General features: G+C 73.2%; 14 protein-coding genes and 6 pseudogenes. 18 read left to right on the forward strand and 2 right to left on the reverse strand.

The window, feature by feature from the left end:
• Positions 1-72: 72 nt before the first annotated feature.
• Both hisB and hisH read left to right on the forward strand, forming a co-directional pair.
• Positions 73-660 carry an imidazoleglycerol-phosphate dehydratase HisB gene (gene hisB, locus FF36_RS08600; RefSeq protein ID WP_044884462.1) on the forward strand — a complete coding sequence of 196 codons (588 nt, stop codon included), beginning with the start codon at positions 73-75 and terminating at the stop codon, positions 658-660.
• A complete protein-coding gene (hisH, locus tag FF36_RS08605) occupies positions 657-1286 on the forward strand; it encodes an imidazole glycerol phosphate synthase subunit HisH (protein ID WP_044884463.1) in 630 nt (209 codons plus the stop codon). Before hisB ends, hisH begins: the two co-directional genes overlap by 4 nt.
• 76 nt (positions 1287-1362) lie before the next feature.
• Here hisH and FF36_RS08610 read toward each other — a convergent pair whose 3' ends face one another.
• Complete coding sequence (locus FF36_RS08610; protein WP_044884464.1) at positions 1363-1929, reverse strand: DUF302 domain-containing protein; 567 nt, start codon at positions 1927-1929, stop codon at positions 1363-1365.
• Positions 1930-2148: 219 nt separating this feature from the next.
• On the opposite strand from FF36_RS08610, the gene priA reads away from it, so the two are divergent.
• From priA to FF36_RS08645, 9 genes and pseudogenes are all read left to right on the forward strand, one after another.
• Positions 2149-2877 (forward strand): bifunctional 1-(5-phosphoribosyl)-5-((5-phosphoribosylamino)methylideneamino)imidazole-4-carboxamide isomerase/phosphoribosylanthranilate isomerase PriA, encoded by a 729-nt coding sequence (gene priA, locus FF36_RS08615; RefSeq protein ID WP_044884465.1) that lies wholly within the window; start codon positions 2149-2151, stop codon positions 2875-2877.
• Positions 2874-3638, forward strand: a complete 765-nt coding sequence (hisF, locus tag FF36_RS08620) for an imidazole glycerol phosphate synthase subunit HisF (protein ID WP_044884466.1) — start codon at positions 2874-2876, stop codon at positions 3636-3638. The genes priA and hisF overlap by 4 nt, the downstream gene beginning before the upstream one ends.
• 52 nt (positions 3639-3690) lie before the next feature.
• Positions 3691-5703 (forward strand): ABC transporter ATP-binding protein, encoded by a 2013-nt coding sequence (locus FF36_RS08625; protein WP_044884467.1) that lies wholly within the window; start codon positions 3691-3693, stop codon positions 5701-5703.
• A gap of 122 nt (positions 5704-5825) precedes the next feature.
• Positions 5826-7314, forward strand: a 1489-nt coding sequence (locus FF36_RS08630; RefSeq protein ID WP_242422392.1) for an ABC transporter ATP-binding protein, incomplete at its 3' end; no start/stop codon positions are given.
• A 7-nt stretch (positions 7315-7321) separates the two neighbouring features.
• Positions 7322-7766: pseudogene (locus FF36_RS37465) on the forward strand (ATP-binding cassette domain-containing protein); the annotation flags it as partial.
• On the forward strand, positions 7763-8161 hold the full coding sequence (gene hisI / locus FF36_RS08635; RefSeq protein WP_044884468.1) for a phosphoribosyl-AMP cyclohydrolase: 399 nt from the start codon (positions 7763-7765) through the stop codon (positions 8159-8161). The pseudogene FF36_RS37465 and the gene hisI, both read left to right, overlap by 4 nt.
• Positions 8158-8413 (forward strand): annotated as a pseudogene (locus FF36_RS37470) (anthranilate synthase component I); the annotation flags it as partial. The gene hisI and the pseudogene FF36_RS37470, both read left to right, overlap by 4 nt.
• A gap of 1 nt (position 8414) precedes the next feature.
• A pseudogene (locus FF36_RS08640) lies at positions 8415-9696 on the forward strand (chorismate-binding protein); the annotation flags it as partial.
• A complete protein-coding gene (locus tag FF36_RS08645; protein WP_044884470.1) occupies positions 9693-10340 on the forward strand; it encodes a Trp biosynthesis-associated membrane protein in 648 nt (215 codons plus the stop codon). The pseudogene FF36_RS08640 and the gene FF36_RS08645, both read left to right, overlap by 4 nt.
• A gap of 3 nt (positions 10341-10343) precedes the next feature.
• Here the strand turns inward: FF36_RS08645 and FF36_RS08650 are convergent, their stop codons facing one another.
• On the reverse strand, positions 10344-10712 hold the full coding sequence (locus FF36_RS08650) for a hypothetical protein (RefSeq protein ID WP_044884471.1): 369 nt from the start codon (positions 10710-10712) through the stop codon (positions 10344-10346).
• Between the two features lie 242 nt (positions 10713-10954).
• Between FF36_RS08650 and trpC the strand changes: the two genes are divergently transcribed.
• The 7 genes and pseudogenes from trpC to gltB form a co-directional block, all read left to right on the forward strand.
• On the forward strand, positions 10955-11758 hold the full coding sequence (gene trpC, locus FF36_RS08655) for an indole-3-glycerol phosphate synthase TrpC (protein WP_044884472.1): 804 nt from the start codon (positions 10955-10957) through the stop codon (positions 11756-11758).
• 56 nt (positions 11759-11814) lie between these two features.
• Positions 11815-12079: pseudogene (locus tag FF36_RS37475) on the forward strand (tryptophan synthase subunit beta); the annotation flags it as partial.
• A gap of 1 nt (position 12080) precedes the next feature.
• A pseudogene (gene trpB, locus FF36_RS08660) lies at positions 12081-13137 on the forward strand (tryptophan synthase subunit beta); the annotation flags it as partial.
• Positions 13138-13185: 48 nt separating this feature from the next.
• Positions 13186-14013 carry a tryptophan synthase subunit alpha gene (gene trpA, locus FF36_RS08665; protein ID WP_044884474.1) on the forward strand — a complete coding sequence of 276 codons (828 nt, stop codon included), beginning with the start codon at positions 13186-13188 and terminating at the stop codon, positions 14011-14013.
• 60 nt (positions 14014-14073) lie between these two features.
• Positions 14074-14370: prolipoprotein diacylglyceryl transferase family protein (locus tag FF36_RS37480; RefSeq protein WP_242422384.1), on the forward strand; the 297-nt coding region annotated here is incomplete at its 3' end.
• 1 nt (position 14371) lies between these two features.
• Positions 14372-15177 (forward strand): annotated as a pseudogene (locus FF36_RS08670) (prolipoprotein diacylglyceryl transferase); the annotation flags it as partial.
• A gap of 267 nt (positions 15178-15444) precedes the next feature.
• Positions 15445-19059 (forward strand): glutamate synthase large subunit (gene gltB / locus FF36_RS08675; protein WP_242422385.1); only part of this gene is annotated, 3615 nt, incomplete at its 3' end.

Below are 19059 nucleotides of genomic sequence, written 5' to 3' on the forward strand. Positions count from 1 at the left end.
ATTCGCCGCGCGGCTCCGCCGCCCCCGTTCCGCCGGTCCCCACCGTGACCGAGAAAGACCGAGGAAGCCCCGATGGCCCGCACCGCGCGGATCGAACGCAAGACGCTGGAGTCCGACGTGCTGGTCGAACTCGACCTCGACGGGACGGGGGTGGCGAGCTCCGACACCGGCGTCCCGTTCTTCGACCACATGATGTCCCAGCTCGGTAAGCACGGCGGGTTCGACCTGACCGTGCGCACCCGCGGCGACCTGCACATCGACTCCCACCACACGGTCGAGGACACCTCGATCGCGTTCGGTTCGGCGCTGCGCGAGGCCCTGGGCGACAAGGTCGGCATCCGCCGCTTCGGCGACGCGCTGGTCCCCCTCGACGAGGCCCTCGCCCAGGCCGCGGTCGACCTGTCCGGCCGCCCGTACTGCGTGCACGTCGAGCCGGACCTGGTCGGCCTGATCGGGACGTACGACACCACGTTGACCCGGCACATCTTCGAGTCGATCACCGCGTCGGCCCGGATCGCGCTGCACGTGCGGGTGCTGTCCGGCCGCAACGCCCACCACGTCGTCGAGGCCCAGTTCAAGGCGGTCGCCCGGGCCATGCGCGACGCAGTGGCCCGCGATGCCCGGGTGGCCGGCGTGCCGTCCACCAAGGGCGTGTTGTGACGGGCCCATCGGGTCGGCGTGCGCGGGTGGTCGTTCTCGACTACGGGTCGGGGAACCTGCGTTCGGCGGAGCGGGCGCTTGCCCGGGTCGGCGCCGACGTGACGGTCAGCGACGATCTCGACGCGGCCCTGGCGGCCGACGGGCTCGTCGTGCCCGGTGTCGGCGCGTACGCGGCCTGCATGGCCGGCCTCGACCGGGTGGGCGCCGCGCCCGTCGTGCGGGAGCGGGTGGCGGCGGGGCGGCCGGTGCTCGGCATCTGCGTAGGCATGCAGGTGCTTTACGAGCTCGGCGACGAGCACGGGGTGCGCACGGCCGGGCTCGGCGTGCTGGCCGGCGAGGTGCGCCGCCTCGCCGCGCCCATCCTGCCGCACATGGGCTGGAACACGGTGCGCCCGCCCGCGGAGTCGGTGCTGTTCGCCGGGCTGCCCGCGGACACCCGCTTCTACTTCGTCCACTCCTACGCGGCGAAGGCCGATCTCGACGCCGGCGACACGGTCGGCGAGCACGGCGAGCCGTTCGCCGCGGCCGTCGAGCGCGGCGCCCTGGCCGCCACCCAGTTCCACCCCGAGAAGTCCGGCGACGCCGGCGCGCACCTGCTGACCAACTGGCTCGCCACGCTGTCCTGATCCTGCGGCGGGCCTGTCGGGCCTGTCGGGTGCAGCGGATCTGGGGCGGCGGGTGCGTCGGGTTCGGCGCGGCGGTTCAGCCGGCGTGGGCGGGCACCCGGCCGGTGGTGAGGGCGTCGGGTACGGGGATGTCCAGGTGCTCCAGCAGGGTCGCCAGTTTGAGGTCCAGCTCGATGCCGACGACGGTGATCGCGCGGTTGCCGTAGCTGCGGAAGTGCGTGCTCGGCTGGTCGACGCTGAATCGGGTCACGCCCCGGAGGTCGGTGTGGATCGTGGTGCGCAGCGGAGCGTGCAGCAGTACGCCGGGATCATGACGGAACATCCGCTCGGCGATGACATGGTTGCCCATGAGGTACTCGACGCACCGGCCCTCGTCACCGGCCGCCCGCAGCATCCAGGTGAAGTCGCCGCGCCAGTAGCGGATGAAGTCGTGCGGCGCGTTCGGCGCGGTCGCGATGCGGACGTCGTCCCAGGTCGGCTGCCCGACGGCGAGGGCGGCGAAGCGTGCCTCGTCCAGGGCCGGGACCGCCTGCTCGTAGCGGCGGACCGTCTCGTCGTAGGGCAGGCCCGTCGCGATGGACAGCCGCTGCACCTCATAGCGCACGCTGACGGTGTCGCCGAGCTCGTGATCAGGACTGGTCATGGGACTACCTCCCTCGTCGCTCGTCGCCGCGGCGGCTCGGGCCCACCGCGAACCGCCGGAATCCCCACCGCCCGCCCGGTTGAAACCGCGGAGCCCGATCCGTGGGTCGCAGGTGTCGCCCAGTGGGTCACTGGTCCCGTTCTGACCGGTCGCGGCGCGTCGGGTCGGGGGCCGCTGCGGCCGGTCGGGGATAAAGGCGCACCCCAGTAGGGTTGCGGCATGGCTCTTACTCTGCTGCCCGCCGTCGATGTGGCCGACGGGCGGGCCGTCCGTCTCGTCCAGGGCGAGGCCGGATCCGAGACCTCGTACGGTGATCCGCTCGCCGCGGCGCTGACCTGGCAGCGTGACGGCGCCGAGTGGATCCATCTCGTCGACCTCGACGCCGCGTTCGGCCGCGGCTCGAACCGCGAGCTGATCGCCGAAGTCGTCCGGTCGGTCGATGTGGCCGTGGAGCTCTCCGGCGGCATCCGCGACGACGACTCCCTCGACGCGGCGCTGGCCACCGGCGCGGCGCGGGTCAACATCGGCACGGCCGCCCTGGAGGATCCCGACTGGGTGCGCCGGGCGATCGACCGGGTGGGCGACCGGATCGCGGTCGGGCTCGACGTGCGCGGCACGACGCTGTCCGCCCGCGGCTGGACCCAGGACGGCGGCGAGCTGTTCGAGGTGCTCGCCCGCCTCGACGCCGACGGCTGCGCCCGCTACGTGGTGACCGACGTGCGCCGCGACGGCACGCTGACCGGCCCGAACGTCGAACTGCTGCGCTCGGTGACCGCGGTGACCGACCGACCGGTCGTCGCCAGCGGGGGCGTGTCCGCGCTGGCCGACCTTGTGGCGATCGCCGCGGTGCCCGGCGTCGAGGGCGCGATCGTCGGCAAGGCCCTCTACGCGGGCGCCTTCACCCTCCCCGAGGCCCTCGCCGTCACCTCGACGGTCGTGGCGGGGTGAGCGTCGCGGTCCGGGTGATCCCCTGCCTCGACGTCGACGGCGGCCGGGTGGTGAAGGGCGTGAACTTCACCGACCTGCGCGACGCCGGGGACCCGGTCGAGATGGCCCGGCTCTACGACGCCGAGGGCGCCGACGAGCTGACGTTCCTCGACATCACCGCGTCGAGCGGCGACCGGGAGACCACGTACGACATCGTCCGGCGTACCGCCGAGCAGGTGTTCATCCCGCTCACCGTCGGGGGTGGGGTCCGCTCCGCCGACGACGTCAACCGGTTGCTGCGCGCCGGAGCCGACAAGGTGGGGATCAACACGGCCGCGGTGGCCCGACCCGAGCTGGTCCGCGAGTGCGCGCACCGGTTCGGCAACCAGTGCATCGTGATCTCGGTGGACGCCCGGCGCTGCCCGGATCCGGCCGGCCCCCGCTTCGAGGTGACTACGCATGGTGGTCGCCGGGGGACCGGAATTGATGCGGTCGGCTGGACTTCGCGTGTGGTCGAGCTCGGTGCCGGCGAGATCCTGCTCAATTCGATGGACGCCGACGGGACCCGGGACGGATACGATCTGGAGATGATCTCCGCCGTGCGCGCCGAGGTCGACGTTCCGGTGATCGCCAGCGGCGGGGCCGGTGACCTCGCTCATTTCGCGCCGGCGGTCGGCGCGGGCGCGGACGCGGTGCTCGCGGCCAGCGTGTTCCATTTCGGGCAGCTGCGCATCGGCGAGGTGAAGGCGGCACTGCGGGACACGGGCGTTCCGGTGCGCTGACCGCCGCCACCACGCCGACGCCGCTGCCGTGACGTGTTGACGGAGGGTGACGATGGCGGAGCGGGTGTCGGAGCCGGGGCGACAACCCGGGGTCATCGGCCAGGGCTTCGCGAACCTCTGGCGGGGCATCCGTGACGAGCCCCGCCTGTTCGCCGTGGCAACGGTCGGTGGCTGCCTGTTCACGTTGACGGGGGTGGCCAGCTCCCTGGTGCTCGGCGAGGCCACGGACCGGGTGGTGATCCCGGCGATCCGGCGGGGGCACGCCGACTGGTCGGCGGTCGCCCTGGCCGCGGTGGCGCTCAGCCTCGTCGGTCTCGCTCGGGCGCTCGGCATGTTCCTGCGCCGGCTCGCCGGCGGAACGGTCGTGTTCCGGCTGCAGGCGCGGCACCGGCACGCGGTGACCCGCCAGTACCTGCGGTTGCCGCTGTCCTGGCATCAGCGGCACTCCACCGGCACGTTGCTGTCCAACGCCAACTCGGACGTCGAGGCGGCCTGGGCTCCGGTGATGCCGCTGCCGTTCGCGCTGGGCGCGCTCGTCATGCTCGTGGTGGCGCTGGTGCTGCTCGTGGTCACCGATCCGGTGCTGGCCCTGATCGGCTTCGTGATCTTCCCGACGTTCGGCGTGCTCAACGTCTGGTACGGGCGGCGGGTATGGCCGCTGTACTCCCGAGCGCAGCAGTTGCGCGGGGAGGTCAGCGCGGTGGCACACGAGTCGTTCGACGGCGCCCTGGTCGTCAAGACCCTCGGCCGGGAGGAGGACGAGACCGCCCGCTTCGCTGTCCGCGCCGAGCGCCTTCGCGACGCGATGATCCACGCGGGCCGGTTGCGGGGCCTGTTCGATCCCGTGATGGAGGCCCTGCCGAACCTGGGGATCCTGCTGGTGCTGCTGGTCGGCGCGATCCGCATCGACGCGGGGGCGATCGACGTCGGGCAGCTCGTCCGGGTCGCCTACCTGTTCACCCTGCTGGCCTTCCCGCTGCGGGCGTTCGGCTGGGTGTTCGGGGACCTGCCGCGGGAGGTCGTCGGCTACGAGCGGGTCGAGGCGGTGCTGCGGGCCCGAGGACACGAGGAGTACGGGCCGCGCACGCTGACCGCGGCCGGCCCCGCGTCGCTGCGCCTCGACGCCGTCACCTACGCCTACCCGCCGGCCGACGCCACCGCCGACCCGACGGTTGACGCCACCGCCGACCCGACCGTTGACGCCGCCTCCGACCCGAGCGGCGAGCCGGCGGTGCCCGCGAGCCCCGGCGATCCGCCGCCGCGGCCGGTGGTGGATGCGGTGAGCTTCGAGGTGGCCGCGGGCAGCGTCGTCGCGATCACCGGCCGCACCGGCTCCGGCAAGTCCTCCCTGGTGAACCTGCTCGCTCGGCTCGTCGACCCGCAGGCCGGCACCGTGCTACTCGACGGTGTCGACCTGCGTGAACTCGCCGCCGGCGAGGTGAGCCGAGCTGTCGCCGTCGTCGCCCAGCAGGCGTTCCTGTTCGACGACACCGTGCGCGCCAACGTCACCCTCGGCATGGACGCCGCCGACGACGAGGTCTGGGCGGCGTTGCGTCGCGCGCAGGCCGACGGCTTCGTCGCCGCCCTGCCCGACGGCCTCGACACCATGGTCGGCGAGCGCGGGACCTCCCTGTCCGGCGGCCAGCGCCAACGCATCGGCCTGGCCCGCGCGCTCGTCCGCGCCCCGCGGCTGCTCGTCCTCGACGACGCCACCGCCAGCGTCGACCCCCGAGTGGAGGCGGCGATCCTCGCCGACCTGCGGGAAAGCGCCGGCGCCTCGACCGTCGTGGTCGTCGCCCAGCGCCGCTCCACGATCGCGCTGGCCGACGAGGTGATCCACCTCGACGCCGGCCGAGTCATCGGTCGCGGTCGACACGAGGAGCTGCTCGCCTCCTCCCCGCGCTACGCCGCACTGCTCACCGCCTACGAGGCCGCCGCCCGCGCGGCCGGTGCCCTCCCGGAGCCCGCCGTCCGGGAGTCCGCTGTCCGGGAGTCCGAGCCTGCGCTCCCGGAGCCCGCCGTTCCCGAGCACGTCCGGGAGCTCGAACCGGAGGCGGCTCCGTGACGCCTCCTGCCTCCCCGCCTCCTNCCNCCCCGACCCGCCGCTCGCAAGCGGCTCCCGAACCTGGGGCCCTCGGGCGTGCGGCCACGCCTGGCCAGCCCACACTCGCGGCGACGTTCCGCCGGCTGCGCGCGCTGTCCCCCGAACTGACCCGGGGCCTGCTCGGCACGCTCGCGCTCGCCCTGGTGGCCACCACGGGGAAGGTCGTCATCCCGGTGGTCGTGCAGCAGACCCTCGACCGCGGGCTCACCGACGACGGTGCCGACGTCGGCCTGGTCGCCGTGGCCGTCGGCGCGGCCGCGGTCATCATCGTGTTGACCACCGTCGCCACCTATCGGATGAACCTGCGGCTCTACCGCCTGTCCGAGGGCACCCTCGCCACCCTGCGGGTGCACGCCTTCCGACACATCCACGACCTGTCGATGCTCAGCCAGTCCGCCCAACGCCGCGGCTCGCTGACCTCCCGGGTGACCAGCGACGTCGACCAGATGTCGCAGTTCCTCCAGTTCGGCGGCGTGATGCTGCTGGTCTCCTCCGGCCAGATGCTGCTGGCCACCGTGCTGATGGTCGTCTACTCGTGGCCGCTGACCCTCCTCGTCTACGCGTTCTTCGTCCCCCTGTTCGTGGTGACCCGACTGGTGCAGCGTCGGCTGGCCGGCCGGTACGCGATCGTGCGTGAACGGGTCGGCGAGCTGCTGGGCGCCGTGTCCGAGGCGGTCGTCGGCGCCCCGGTCGTGCGGGCCTACGGCGTCCAGGAACGGACCGGGCGACGCATCGACCGGACCATCGGCCGCTACCGGTCCGCCCAGATCGAGGCGCAGCGGGTTGTCGCCGGGGTCTTCTCGCTCAGCGAGCTGGTCGCCGCGTTGGCCACCGCCTCGGTGGTGACGGCGGGAGTGGCGCTCGGCGTCGCCGGCTCGCTCAGCACCGGACGGCTGATCGCGTTCCTGTTCCTGATGACCCTGTTCGTCATGCCGATCCAGTCGATGACCGAGGTGCTCAACGACGCGGCCAACGCGCTGGCCGGGCTGCGCCGGGTGCTCGACGTCCTGGACCTCCCGACCGACGTCCGCGATCCCGCGCTCGGGCCGGCCGTCGGCCGGCTGCCCGTGCCCCGCACCGGCGGCACACCGCCTCCCGGCGGGCGACGCGGTCCGGCCACGGTCCCGGCCGGCCCGGCCACGGCCCAGGCCGGCCGGGACCTGCCGGCCGGACCGCTGGGGGTTCGGTTCGACGGGGTCGGGTTCGCCTATCCCGACGGGCCGCCTGTGCTGCGCGACGTCGACCTGGAGATCGTCCCGCGCACGCGGGTGGCGGTGGTCGGCGAGACCGGATCCGGCAAGACGACCCTGGCCAAGCTGCTCACCCGGCTCATGGATCCGACCACGGGAACCGTGCGGATCGGCGGCGTGCCGCTGCCCGAGGTGCGGTTCGCCTCGCTGCGCGGCCGGGTGCTGCTCGTGCCGCAGGACGGCTTCCTGTTCGACCTCACGATCGCCGACAACGTCCGCTACGGCCGACCTGGGGCCGACGACAAGGCTGTCCGCGCCGCCTTCGAGGCGCTGGGCCTCGCCGACTGGCTCGCCGGGCTGCCGGCGGGGCTGTCGACCCGGGNGGGGGNGGGCGGGGCGCGACTGTCGGCCGGCGAGCGGCAGCTCGTCGCGTTGGCCCGCGCCCGGCTGGCCGATCCGGACCTGCTGGTCCTGGACGAGGCGACCTCCGCGGTGGACCCCGAGACCGAGGTGCGCCTGGCGGCGGCGCTGGCCGAACTGACCCGGGACCGCACCTCGGTGACGATCGCGCACCGACTGTCGACGGCGGAGGCGGCGCAGGACGTCGTCGTCGTGGACGCCGGGCGCATCGTGCAACGGGGCCATCACCGTACGTTGGTCGCTGTGCCCGGGGTGTACCGCCGGATGCACGAGTCCTGGGCGGCGGGTGTCGGGGCGGTCGCGGTGGGTCCGGTGGCGGCTTCGGAAGCGGGGGTGGTAGCCCCGGCGGCGCCGGTCGGGTCGGTCGACGTGCACCCTGCTCCGCCGCCACGGACGAGCAGAATGGAGCCGTGACCGTACGTCCATCCGCTCTGGATCCCGCCATCGCCAGCCGCCTGCGTCGCAACGACGCCGGTCTGTTCCCGGCCATCGCCCAGCAGCACGACACCGGCGAGGTGCTGATGCTCGGGTGGATGGACGACGAGGCGCTGCATCGCACGCTGACCACCGGGCGGGCCACGTACTGGAGCCGCAGCCGCGGGGAGTACTGGGTCAAGGGCGATACCTCCGGCCACCAGCAGTGGGTCCGCTCGGTCGCCCTCGACTGCGACGGCGACGCCGTCCTCGTCCGGGTGGACCAGGTCGGCCCCGCCTGCCACACCGGCACCCGGAACTGCTTCGTTGCCGATCCGCTGCCCGCGCGCGTGGGTAACCCGGGCGTCACGGCCGACGCCGGGCCGGCCCGATGACCACCGGGCGGATCCTCCCCGACCGGGCCGCCTTCCACGCCGCCGCCGGCAGTCGCCCGGTCGTCGCCGTCACCCGCCGGCTGCTCGCCGACGGGGAGACCCCGGTCGGGATCTACCGCAAGCTCGCCGGCGGCCCGGGCACGTTTCTGCTCGAATCCGCCGAGCACGGCGGGGTGTGGTCGCGGTACTCCTTCATCGGGGTGCGGGCCGCGGCGACGCTGACCGAACGCGACGGCGAGGCGATCTGGGTGGNCACACCGCCGCCCGGCGTGCCCACCGAGGGCGACCCGCTGGACATCCTGCGCGCGGTGGAACGCTCCCTGCGCGCGGCGAACGATCCGGACGCCCCTCCGCTGATGGGCGGCCTCGTCGGCTACCTCGGCTACGACATCGTCCGCCGCATCGAGCGGCTGCCCTCGCACGCTGTCGACGATCTCGGCCTGCCCGAGCTGCGGATGCTGCTCACCACGGACCTCGCCGTCCTCGACCACGCCGACGGCTCGTGCCTGCTGGTCGCCAACGTCTTCACGGGGGCCTCGGCCGCGCCCGGCGGTGATCTGGCCGAGGCCACCCGCCCGGACCTCGACGCCCTGTACGACGACGCGGTGGCCAGGCTGGACGCGATGACCAGCGACCTGGCGAAGTGGAGCGAGCCGACGGTGGCGACGACCAGCGGGGCGGCCACCGGGGTCGGTGACTTCGTCTCCGCCACGCCGCCCGGTGCCTTCCAGGCCGCGGTCGAGCGGGCCATCGAGGAGATCCGGGCCGGGGAGTGCTTCCAGATCGTGGTCTCCCAGCGTTTCGAGCGGGCAACCGCCGCCGATTCCCTCGACGTCTACCGGGTGCTGCGCACGACGAACCCGAGCCCGTACATGTACCTGCTGCGGTTCGGCGACCACGACGTCGTCGGCTCCTCGCCGGAGGCGCACGTCAAGGTCACCGGGCGACGGGCGCTGCTGCATCCCATCGCGGGCAGCCGCCCCCGGGGCGCGACGCCGGAACGCGACGCGGAGCTCGCGGCGCAGTTGCTCGCCGATCCGAAGGAGCGCTCGGAGCACGTGATGCTCGTCGATCTGGTCCGAAATGATCTTGGTCGGGTCTGTGTGCCCGGTTCGGTGCGCGTCGTCGAGTTCGCCGCGGTGGAACGGTTCTCGCACATCATGCATATCGTCTCCACGGTGATCGGTGAGGTGGCACCGGAGCGCAGCGCCGTCGACGTGCTCACCGCGACCTTCCCGGCGGGCACGCTCTCCGGGGCGCCGAAGGTGCGCGCGATGGAGGTCATCGACGAGCTGGAGCCCACGCGCCGCGGCCTCTACGGCGGCGTGGTCGGCTATCTGGACTTCGGTGGCGACCTGGACACCGCCATCGCGATCCGCACCACCGTGCTGCGCGACGGCGTGGCCTACGTCCAGGCCGGCGCCGGGATCGTCGCCGACTCCGATCCCGACGCCGAGGACCTGGAGAGCCGCACGAAGGCGGCGGCGGTCCTGCGCGCGATCGAGGTCGCCGAGTCGCTGCGGCCTCCGGCATGAGCGCCGGCCTGCCGGCGGACTCCCCGCCGGCTGCCGTCGACGATGCCGGCGCGGCGCGGGCGGCCCGCCGCGGGCGCCGGGAGCGGGTGCTCGCCGTGCTCGGCTGCCTGCTCGGCGCGGGTCTGGTCCTGGTGTGCGGCGGGGCGACCTGGGTCTCCGCCCGGGTGGGCACCCCCCGCGGCGAGCGGGACGCCACCGCCGTGGCGGCGCCGCTCGCCGTGCACTGGACCGGCGGCGACATCGCCTCGGCGGCGACCGCACTCGCCCTCGTCGGCCTCGCCGCCGCGGTCGCGATCGTCGCAACCCGGCGGATCGGCCGGCCGGTCGTCGGCCTGCTGGCCGTCGCCGCCGGGATCGGCATCGCCTACGTGGCGGGGAACATCGGCTTCGATCCGCTGTCCGCCCTGCGCGACACCGACCAGGTCCGCCAGTTCACCCCCGGCGGGCAGGCAGAGATCAGCGGTGTGCACCGCACGGCCGCGCCCTGGCTGGCGATGCTCGGCGGCGTGCTGCTCACCGCCGCCGGTGTCCTCGCCGTCCTGCGAGGCCGCTCCTGGCCGGGGATGTCCGGCCGCTACCAGGCCCGCGAGGCCCGGCCGGTCGACGCCTGGGACGCGATCGAGCGGGGCCACGACCCCACCTGATCATCACTGGCCGCCGCGGCCGGACACGCCGGCACCGTCCGGCAGATCGGGATACGGGGGGAAGTCGAGATCCGGCGGCATGGCCACGGGTGCAAGCTGCGGAAGCGGGTCGGCCAGCGCGGCGAGAACCCGTGTGTGGCGGTCGAGGTCGGCCTCTACCATCGCCATGAGCGCGTCCATCCGAGCCAGGCAGCGGGCGAGCGCGTCAAGCTGCTCCACCCAGGCCGGTGCCGCGGCACTGGCCTGGGCGCAGTCCCCGGCCTGGGCGGGGGCCGCCGCCGGCCCGGCGCCGGCCACCCGGCGCGGCGGGGCCTGGTCGGGGACCGGGGGGATGCCCTGGATCAGCGGAAAGGAGGTGCGGCGAGTGTCCATGAGAACTCCCTCGATGTCGAACGCGTGTTCGACTATAGGGGATCGAAGGCGACTGGCGCCACTGCGCCGCGTGCACGGCGTGGCGCGGACCGCCGCAACCGCCGGCCGAGAGGCGGGCCGTCGTTGCCCGACTGTTGGCTACGTAGCGTTGCGGGTCGTAGCAAGTTGTGGGGGCCTCGGGTCGGGTCGCCGGGCCTGGCCTACCATCGCGGCATGACCGCGACAGCCGCGAGCGCGGGTCGATGAGCGTCCTCGCCGAGATCCTCGACGGGGTCAGGGCCGACCTGGCCGCCCGCGAGCAGCAGACCCCCCTCGCCGACCTCAAGCAGCGCGTGGAGCGCGTCCCCGATCCCAAGGACGCGCTCGCCGTGTTCCGCAACTCCCCGGTATCGGTGATCGCCGAGGTCAAGCGCAGTTCCCCGTCGAAGGGGAAGCTGGCGGCCATCGCCGATCCCGCGGCCCTCGCCCTCGACTACGAGGCCGGCGGCGCCGCCGCCATCAGCGTTCTCACCGAAGGGCGCCGCTTCGGCGGGTCGCTCGCCGATCTCGACGCCGTGCGCCGCGCGGTGGACGTCCCGCTCCTGCGCAAGGACTTCATCGTCTCGCCCTACCAGGTCTTCGAGGCGCGCGCGCACGGGGCGGACCTCGTGCTGCTCATCGTCGCCGCGCTCGACCAGCCCCGGCTGGTCGGCCTGCGCGAGCGGATCGAGTCGCTGGGCATGACCGCGCTCGTCGAGGTGCACGACGAGGCGGAGCTTGGCCGCGCGCTGGACGCCGACGCCCGGCTGATCGGCGTCAACGCCCGTGATCTGCGCACTCTGGAGGTCGATCGCGCCACGTTCGCCCGGCTCGCGCCGATGGTGCCCGCCGGCGTGCTCGCCGTGGCCGAGTCCGGCGTGCGCGGCCCACGCGACCTGCTCGCCTACGCGGCCGCCGGGGCCGACGCGGTGCTGGTCGGCGAGGCGGCGGTCACCGGCGATCCCCGCCAGACCGTCGCCGACCTCGTGGCCGCCGGGGCGCATCCGGCGGCCAGGGTCGGCCGCTAGCGGCCGGGGGCCGGCGGATCGACCGGCCTGTCGGTGCGGACCGATACAGTCGCACTGTGGCCACCCGAACCGCTGCTCAGCCAGCTCCCGCCGAGACCGCGACCTCGACGCCGTCCGCCGGCGCCGTCCGGGAGCAGGCGGAGAACTGGCAGGTGTTTCCCGATCCCGCGGGGCACTTCGGCCGGTTCGGCGGGCGGTTCGTGCCCGAGGCGCTCATGGCGGCCCTCGAGGAGCTGACCGAGGCCTATGACCAGGCCCGGGCCGACGAGGGCTTCGTCGCCGAGCTCGACGGCCTGCTCGCCACCTACGCCGGCCGGCCCANGCCGCTGACCGACGCTCACCGGCTCACCGAGCACGTCGGCGGCGCCCGCATCCTGCTCAAGCGCGAGGATCTCGCCCACACCGGCTCCCATAAGATCAACAATGTCCTCGGGCAGTGCCTGCTGACCAGGCGGATGGGCAAGTCCCGGGTCATCGCCGAGACCGGCGCCGGTCAGCACGGGGTGGCCACCGCCACCGCCTGCGCCCTGCTCGGCCTGGAGTGCGTGGTCTACATGGGTGAGGAGGACACCCGCCGGCAGGCGCTCAACGTCGCCCGGATGCGCCTGCTCGGCGCCGAGGTCGTCCCGGTCGCCTCCGGCAGCCGCACCCTCAAGGACGCGATCAACGAAGCGATGCGCGACTGGGTCGCCACTGTCGAGCACACCCATTACTGCATCGGTTCGGTGATGGGCCCGCATCCGTTCCCGATGATGGTCCGGGACTTCCAGCGCATCATCGGCGTGGAGGCTCGGGCCCAGGTGCTCGACCGCACCGGCCGGCTGCCCGACGCGGTCGTCGCCTGCGTCGGCGGCGGCTCCAACGCGATGGGCATCTTCCACCCGTTCATCCCTGACACCGACGTCGCCCTGATCGGTTGTGAGGCCGGCGGGGACGGGGTCGCCACCGGGCGGCACGCCGCGGCGATAGCCGGCGGCTCCTCGGGCGTGCTGCACGGCATGCGGACGTTCCTGCTGCAGGACGAGTTCGGTCAGACGCAGGTGTCCCACTCGATCTCCGCCGGCCTGGACTACCCCGGCATCGGCCCCGAGCACGCGCTGCTGCACGAGACCGGCCGGGCGAGCTATCGCGTCGTCGACGACGCCGCGGCGATGGCGGCGCTCGCGCTGGTCGCCCGCACCGAGGGCATCCTGGTCGCGATCGAGAGCGCGCATGCCTTCGCCGGCGCGTTCGACGTCGCTCGCGAGCTCGGCCCGGACGCGATCGTCGTGGTCAACTGCTCCGGTCGCGGCGACAAGGACGTCGACACGGCGGCCCGCTGGTTCGGCCTGCTCGACGACGCGGGCGGCGCCGCCGCCGACGTGGACCCGCGCGGCTGACGCCGGCGCACAGGCAGCCCTCGGGCCCGACGGAACGGACGCAGTACGGTGCAGAGTCGGTTGGACGAGCGTTTCACGGCCGCCCGCGAGGAGGGCCGATCCCTGCTGGTCGGCTACCTGCCGGCCGGCTACCCGACGGTCGACGGCGCGATCGCGGCCATGCGGGCGATGGTCGCGGCGGGTGTCGACGTCGTCGAGGTGGGCCTGCCCTATTCGGATCCGACCATGGACGGGCCGGTGATCCAGGACGCCGCCGACGCGGCGCTGCGCGGCGGGGTGACGACCGCGGACGTGCTACGCACCGTCGAGGCGGTCGCCGCCACCGGTGCGCCGACCGTGGTCATGACCTACTGGAACCCGATCGACCGTTACGGCCCGGCGCGATTCGCCGCCGATCTTGCCGCGGCCGGCGGGGCAGGGGCGATCACTCCGGACCTGCCGCCCGAGGAGGCGGCCCCGTGGCTCGCGGCGAGCGCGGAGCACGGACTGGACCCGGTGTTCCTCGTCGCGCCGAGCTCCTCGGACGCCAGGATCCGGCTGGTCACCGGGATCTCCCGCGGGTTCGTCTATGCCGCCTCCCTGATGGGCGTCACCGGCACCCGCGCTGCGGTCGGTACCCGGGCCGCCGACCTGGTCGCCCGCGTGCGGGCCACCACCGAGCTACCGGTCGCGGTCGGCCTCGGGGTGAGCACCGGCGCGCAGGCCGCCGAGGTCGCCGGGTTCGCCGACGGGGTGATCGTCGGCTCGGCGTTGGTCAAGGTTCTGGTGGACGCGCAGCGCTCGGGCGCGGGCGACGCCGCCGCCCTCGACGGCATCGGCCGGCTGGCCGCCGAGCTCGCCGAAGGGGTGCGCGCCCCCGTCCCGGCCTCGGCCTGACCGGAGTGGCGCCGCGGCCCCCCACCGGGTCGCCGCGGCCGCCGGGATAGCCTGACGACCGTGGTATTCGCCGCCATCCCCAGCCCCTCCCGCGGTGTGGTGCATCTCGGGCCGGTGCCGCTGCGCGCCTACGCCCTGATGATCATCATTGGCATCGTGGTCGCCGTCGTCGTCACCGGACGCAGATTGCGCGCCCGAGGCATGGACCCGGCGATCGCCGGGGAGATCGCCTACTGGGCCGTCCCCTTCGGGATCGTCGGCGCCCGGATCTACCACGTGCTCAGCACCCCGGACGCCTACTTCGGCGAGCACGGGCACGTCGCCGACGTGGTGAAGATCTGGAACGGCGGGTTGGGGNTCTGGGGGGCCATCGCCGGCGGCGCGCTCGGCGCCTGGCTCGCCGCCCGGCGTCTCGGGATCAGCCTCGCCCTGTTCGCCGACGCCGCCGCGCCCGGGATCATCCTCGCCCAGGCCATCGGCCGCTGGGGTAACTGGTTCAACCAGGAGCTCTATGGCAAGCCCACCACGCTGCCCTGGGCGGTGCGCATCGACCCCGAACACCGGGCCGACCCGGGGGTGGCGACGTACCAGCCGACGTTCCTCTACGAGTTCCTGTGGAACCTCGTCGTGGCCGGCATCCTGCTGGTCGTCGACCGGCGCCACCGGCTCGGCCGCGGCCGGCTGTTCGCCCTGTACGTCGCGCTCTACACGTTCGGTCGGCTGTGGATCGAGATGCTGCGCATCGACACCGCGGACGAGATCCTCGGCCTGCGCGTGAACATCTGGACCTCCGCGATCGTGTGCGTCGGCGCGGTGGTGGCGCTGCTGGTCGTGCGCCGGCCGGTCGATCCGGACGTGTCACCTGAGGAGCAGCGGGCGTTGGGTCTCGTCCAGGAGCGTCCCCGGCGCCAGCCGACGGACGCCGGGGGCGAACCCGGCAGCGGAACCCGCACGGCCGGTGCCGCCGATGCCAGTCCCGCCAGTGCGGGCAGTGCCGCCAGCGCGGGCAGTGCCGCGCATGCGGTCCGTGCCCCCGCGAGAGAGGGTGGTGCCGAGGGGGCCGAGGACGCCTCCCGCGCAGAACAGCCGGTCGCGGGGGCCGAGACCGGGGCGGGCGCGGTGCCCTCGGGGCGGGCGCGGGTCGAAAGACCGCCCGCGACCTGAGCGTTTACGCCGCTGCCCCGAGCGGCGCGCACGAGTTCACGGCGCGGGGGCGCCGCACTACTCGGGCCACCCGTGGTCATGCCCGGAAATGTGACGTTATACGGCCGTGATCTCCTGGACATATATGATCACGGCGCATCGACGCGGCGCGTGGCACACTCGACAGGAGGCAGCCGGCGCTGGGCCAGCGCTGTCATGTCTCGTTTCACCTCGGACAGCGTCGTCCGCACCTCCTTCAGCCCTTGAAGATGGACAGGACTTCGCCGGATGCCGAGTGCGCAAGGTCTTTACGACCCCACCTTCGAACACGACGCCTGTGGTGTCGGCTTCGTCGTCGATGTGCGCGGCCGACGTAGCCATGAACTGGTCGACCAGGGCCTGACCGTGCTGCGCAACCTCGATCACCGGGGTGCGTCGGGCAGCGACCCGGACACCGGCGACGGAGCCGGCATCCTGGTCCAGGTCCCTGATCTGTTCCTGCGCGACGTGGTCGATTTCGCCCTGCCCGCACCCGGGCGGTACGCGGTGGGCATCGCCTTCCTGCCGCAGGTTGCGGGGGAGCGCGACGACGCGGTGCGCACGATCAGTCGCATCGTCCGCCAGGAGGGCCTGCGGGTCCTCGGCTGGCGCGAGGTGCCGACGGTCAGCCACATCGTCGGGCACGCGGCCCGCGAGGTGGAGCCGCGGATGCGCCAGCTCTTCCTCGCGCTGCCAGGCAGTCTGCCCGGCGCGGGAGCGAAGGGCGTGGCGAACGCGCAGGGGCCGGCCGAGGGCGGCGCCGACGACGGCTTCGACGTGGGTGACCTGGAGCGCCGGGCGTTCTGCGTGCGCAAGCGGATCCGGCGGGAGACCGGCGTCTACCTGTCCTCGCTGTCGTCACGGACCCTCGTCTACAAGGGCATGCTGACCACGCATCAGCTCTCGGCCTACTTCCCCGACCTCGACGACCCGCGGTTCGCCAGCGCCATCGCGCTCGTGCACAGCCGTTTCTCGACGAACACGTTTCCGAGCTGGCCGCTGGCACACCCGTACCGGTTCGTCGCGCACAACGGCGAGATCAACACGGTCCGTGGCAACCGGAACTGGATGCGGGCCCGCGAGGCGCTGCTGGCCAGCGACCTCATCACCGGCGACCTGGCCCGGTTGTTCCCGATCTGCGCGGACGGCGCGAGCGACTCGGCGAGCTTCGACGAGGTGCTGGAGCTGCTGCACCTCGCTGGGCGCAGCCTGCCGCACTCGGTGCTGATGATGATCCCCGAGGCGTGGGAGAACCACGCCGAGATGGATCCGGCGCTGCGGGCCTTCTACGAGTTCCACTCCACCCTGATGGAGCCCTGGGACGGTCCGGCGTCGATCGCGTTCACCGACGGCACGGTCATCGGCGCGGTCCTCGACCGCAACGGCCTGCGCCCGTCGCGCTACTGGGTGACCGACGACGGGCTGGTCGTGATGGCCTCCGAGGTCGGCGTGCTCGACATCCCGCCGCACAAGATCGTCCAGAAGGGCCGGCTCCAGCCGGGCCGGATGTTCCTCGTCGACACCGCGCAGAAGCGCATCGTCAGCGACGAGGAGATCAAGTCGGAGCTGGCGAACGCCGCCCCCTACGCCGAGTGGCTGCACGCCGGGCTGATCTCGCTGGATGACCTTCCCGACCGCGAGCAGGTCATCTACGGCCACTCCTCGGTGCTGCGCCGCCAGCAGGTGTTCGGCTACACCGAGGAGGAGCTGCGCGTCCTGGTCGCGCCGATGGCGCGCTCGGGCGCCGAGCCGATCGGCTCGATGGGCACCGACACCCCCGTCGCCGTGCTCTCCAGCCGTCCCCGGTTGCTGTTCGACTACTTCACCCAGCTCTTCGCGCAGGTCACCAACCCGCCGCTGGACGCGATCCGGGAGGAGCTGGTCACCAGCCTCGGGCGGACCCTGGGCCCGGAGGGCAACCTGCTCGCGCCGTCGCCGGCGTCGTGCCGGATGGTGCACCTGCCCTACCCGGTGATCTCCAGCGGCCAGCTCTCGAAGATCATCGGTATCAACGACGACGGGGACATGCCCGGCTTCGCTTCCGTGACCGTGCGTGGCCTCTACGACGTCGACGGGGGCGGGGCGGCGCTCGCGGCGCGCCTGGCGGAGATCTGCGCCGGGGTCAGCGAGGCCATCGCCGACGGCGCGCGCATCGTCGTGCTCTCCGACCGTGATTCCGACCAGCGCAAGGCGCCGATCCCGTCGCTGCTGCTCACCGCGGCCGTGCACCACCACCTGATCCGGGAGCGGACCCGGACGAAGGTCGGCCTCATCGTCGAGTGCGGCGACGCCCGCGAGGTGCACCACATCGCCCTGCTCACCGGCTACGGTGCCGCGGCGGTCAACCCGTACCTGGCGTTCGAGTCGATTGACACCCTGATCGCCGAGGGCGAGATCGCCGACGTGTCCCGGGAGCAGGCCGAGAAGAACCTGATCAAGGCGCTCGGCAAGGGCGTGCTGAAGGTGATGTCCAAGATGGGCATCTCCACCGTCGCCAGCTACACCGGCGCCCAGGTCTTCGAGGCGATCGGCCTGTCCCAGGAGCTGGTCGACGCCTACTTCGTCGGCACCCCCTCGCGCCTGGACGGCGTCGGGCTGGACGTCATCGCCGACGAGGTCGCCGCCCGGCACCGCCGCGCGCATCCGCGGGTCGCCTCGGAGCTCGCCCACCGCGGCCTGGAGGTCGGCGGCGAGTACCAGTGGCGGCGCGAGGGCGAGATCCACCTGTTCAACCCGGAGACCGTCTTCCTGCTCCAGCACGCCACCCGGACCCGCCAGTACGACGTTTTCCAGGAGTACACCGGCAAGGTCGACGGCCTGTCCCGGGAGAACTCGACCCTGCGCGGGCTGTTCGAGCTGCGCACCGGGGTGCGCCCGCCGGTGCCGATCGAGGAGGTCGAACCGGTCTCGGAGATCGTCAAGCGGTTCGCGACCGGCGCCATGTCCTACGGGTCGATCAGCGCGGAGGCGCACGAGACCCTGGCGATCGCGATGAACCGGCTCGGCGGCAAATCGAACACCGGCGAGGGGGGCGAGGACGCCCGCCGCTTCGTCCCCGACGCCAACGGCGACCTGCGCCGCTCGGCGGTCAAGCAGGTCGCCAGCGGCCGGTTCGGCGTGACCAGCGAGTACCTGGCCAATGCCGACGACATCCAGATCAAGATGGCGCAGGGGGCGAAGCCCGGCGAGGGTGGCCAGCTGCCCGGGCACAAGGTCTACCCGTGGATCGCGAAGACCCGGCATTCGACGCCGGGTGTGGGCCTGATCTCCCCGCCGCCGCACCACGACATCTACTCGATCGAGGACCTCGCCCAGCTCATCCACGACCTGAAGAACGCGAACCCGAAGGCGCGGGTGCACGTCAAGCTGGTCGCCGAGGTCGGCGTCGGCACGGTCGCCGCCGGCGTCTCCAAGGCACACGCCGACGTGGTGCTGATCTCCGGGCACGACGGTGGCACCGGTGCGTCCCCGCTGACCTCGCTCAAGCACGCCGGCGCCCCCTGGGAGCTGGGGCTGGCCGAGACCCAGCAGACGCTGCTGCTCAACGGGCTACGCGACCGGATCGTCGTGCAGGTCGACGGCCAGCTCAAGACCGGCCGCGACGTCGTCGTCGGCGCGCTGCTCGGCGCCGAGGAGTTCGGTTTCGCCACCGCGCCGCTCGTCGTCGCCGGCTGCGTGATGATGCGCGTCTGTCATCTGGACACCTGTCCGGTCGGAGTGGCCACCCAGAACCCGGCGCTGCGGGAGCGGTTCACCGGCAAGCCGGAGTTCGTCGAGGCGTTCTTCACCTTCATCGCCGAGGAGGTCCGTAGCTACCTCGCGGCCCTGGGCTTCCGGACCCTGCAGGAGGCCGTCGGCCGCGTC

Source organism: Frankia torreyi, assembly GCF_000948395.1.
Lineage (GTDB): Bacteria > Actinomycetota > Actinomycetes > Frankiales > Frankiaceae > Frankia > Frankia torreyi.

Excerpts from the sequence above, each read along its gene's own strand:
- FF36_RS08625 (WP_044884467.1), top strand. The coding sequence starts at position 3,691 with ATGGCGGAGCGGGTGTCGGAGCCGGGGCGACAACCCGGGGTCATCGGC.
- hisB (WP_044884462.1), top strand. The coding sequence starts at position 73 with ATGGCCCGCACCGCGCGGATCGAACGCAAGACGCTGGAGTCCGACGTG.
- priA (WP_044884465.1), top strand. The coding sequence starts at position 2,149 with ATGGCTCTTACTCTGCTGCCCGCCGTCGATGTGGCCGACGGGCGGGCC.
- FF36_RS08645 (WP_044884470.1), top strand. The coding sequence starts at position 9,693 with ATGAGCGCCGGCCTGCCGGCGGACTCCCCGCCGGCTGCCGTCGACGAT.
- FF36_RS08610 (WP_044884464.1), bottom strand. The coding sequence starts at position 1,929 with ATGACCAGTCCTGATCACGAGCTCGGCGACACCGTCAGCGTGCGCTAT.
- FF36_RS08650 (WP_044884471.1), bottom strand. The coding sequence starts at position 10,712 with ATGGACACTCGCCGCACCTCCTTTCCGCTGATCCAGGGCATCCCCCCG.
- trpC (WP_044884472.1), top strand. The coding sequence starts at position 10,955 with ATGAGCGTCCTCGCCGAGATCCTCGACGGGGTCAGGGCCGACCTGGCC.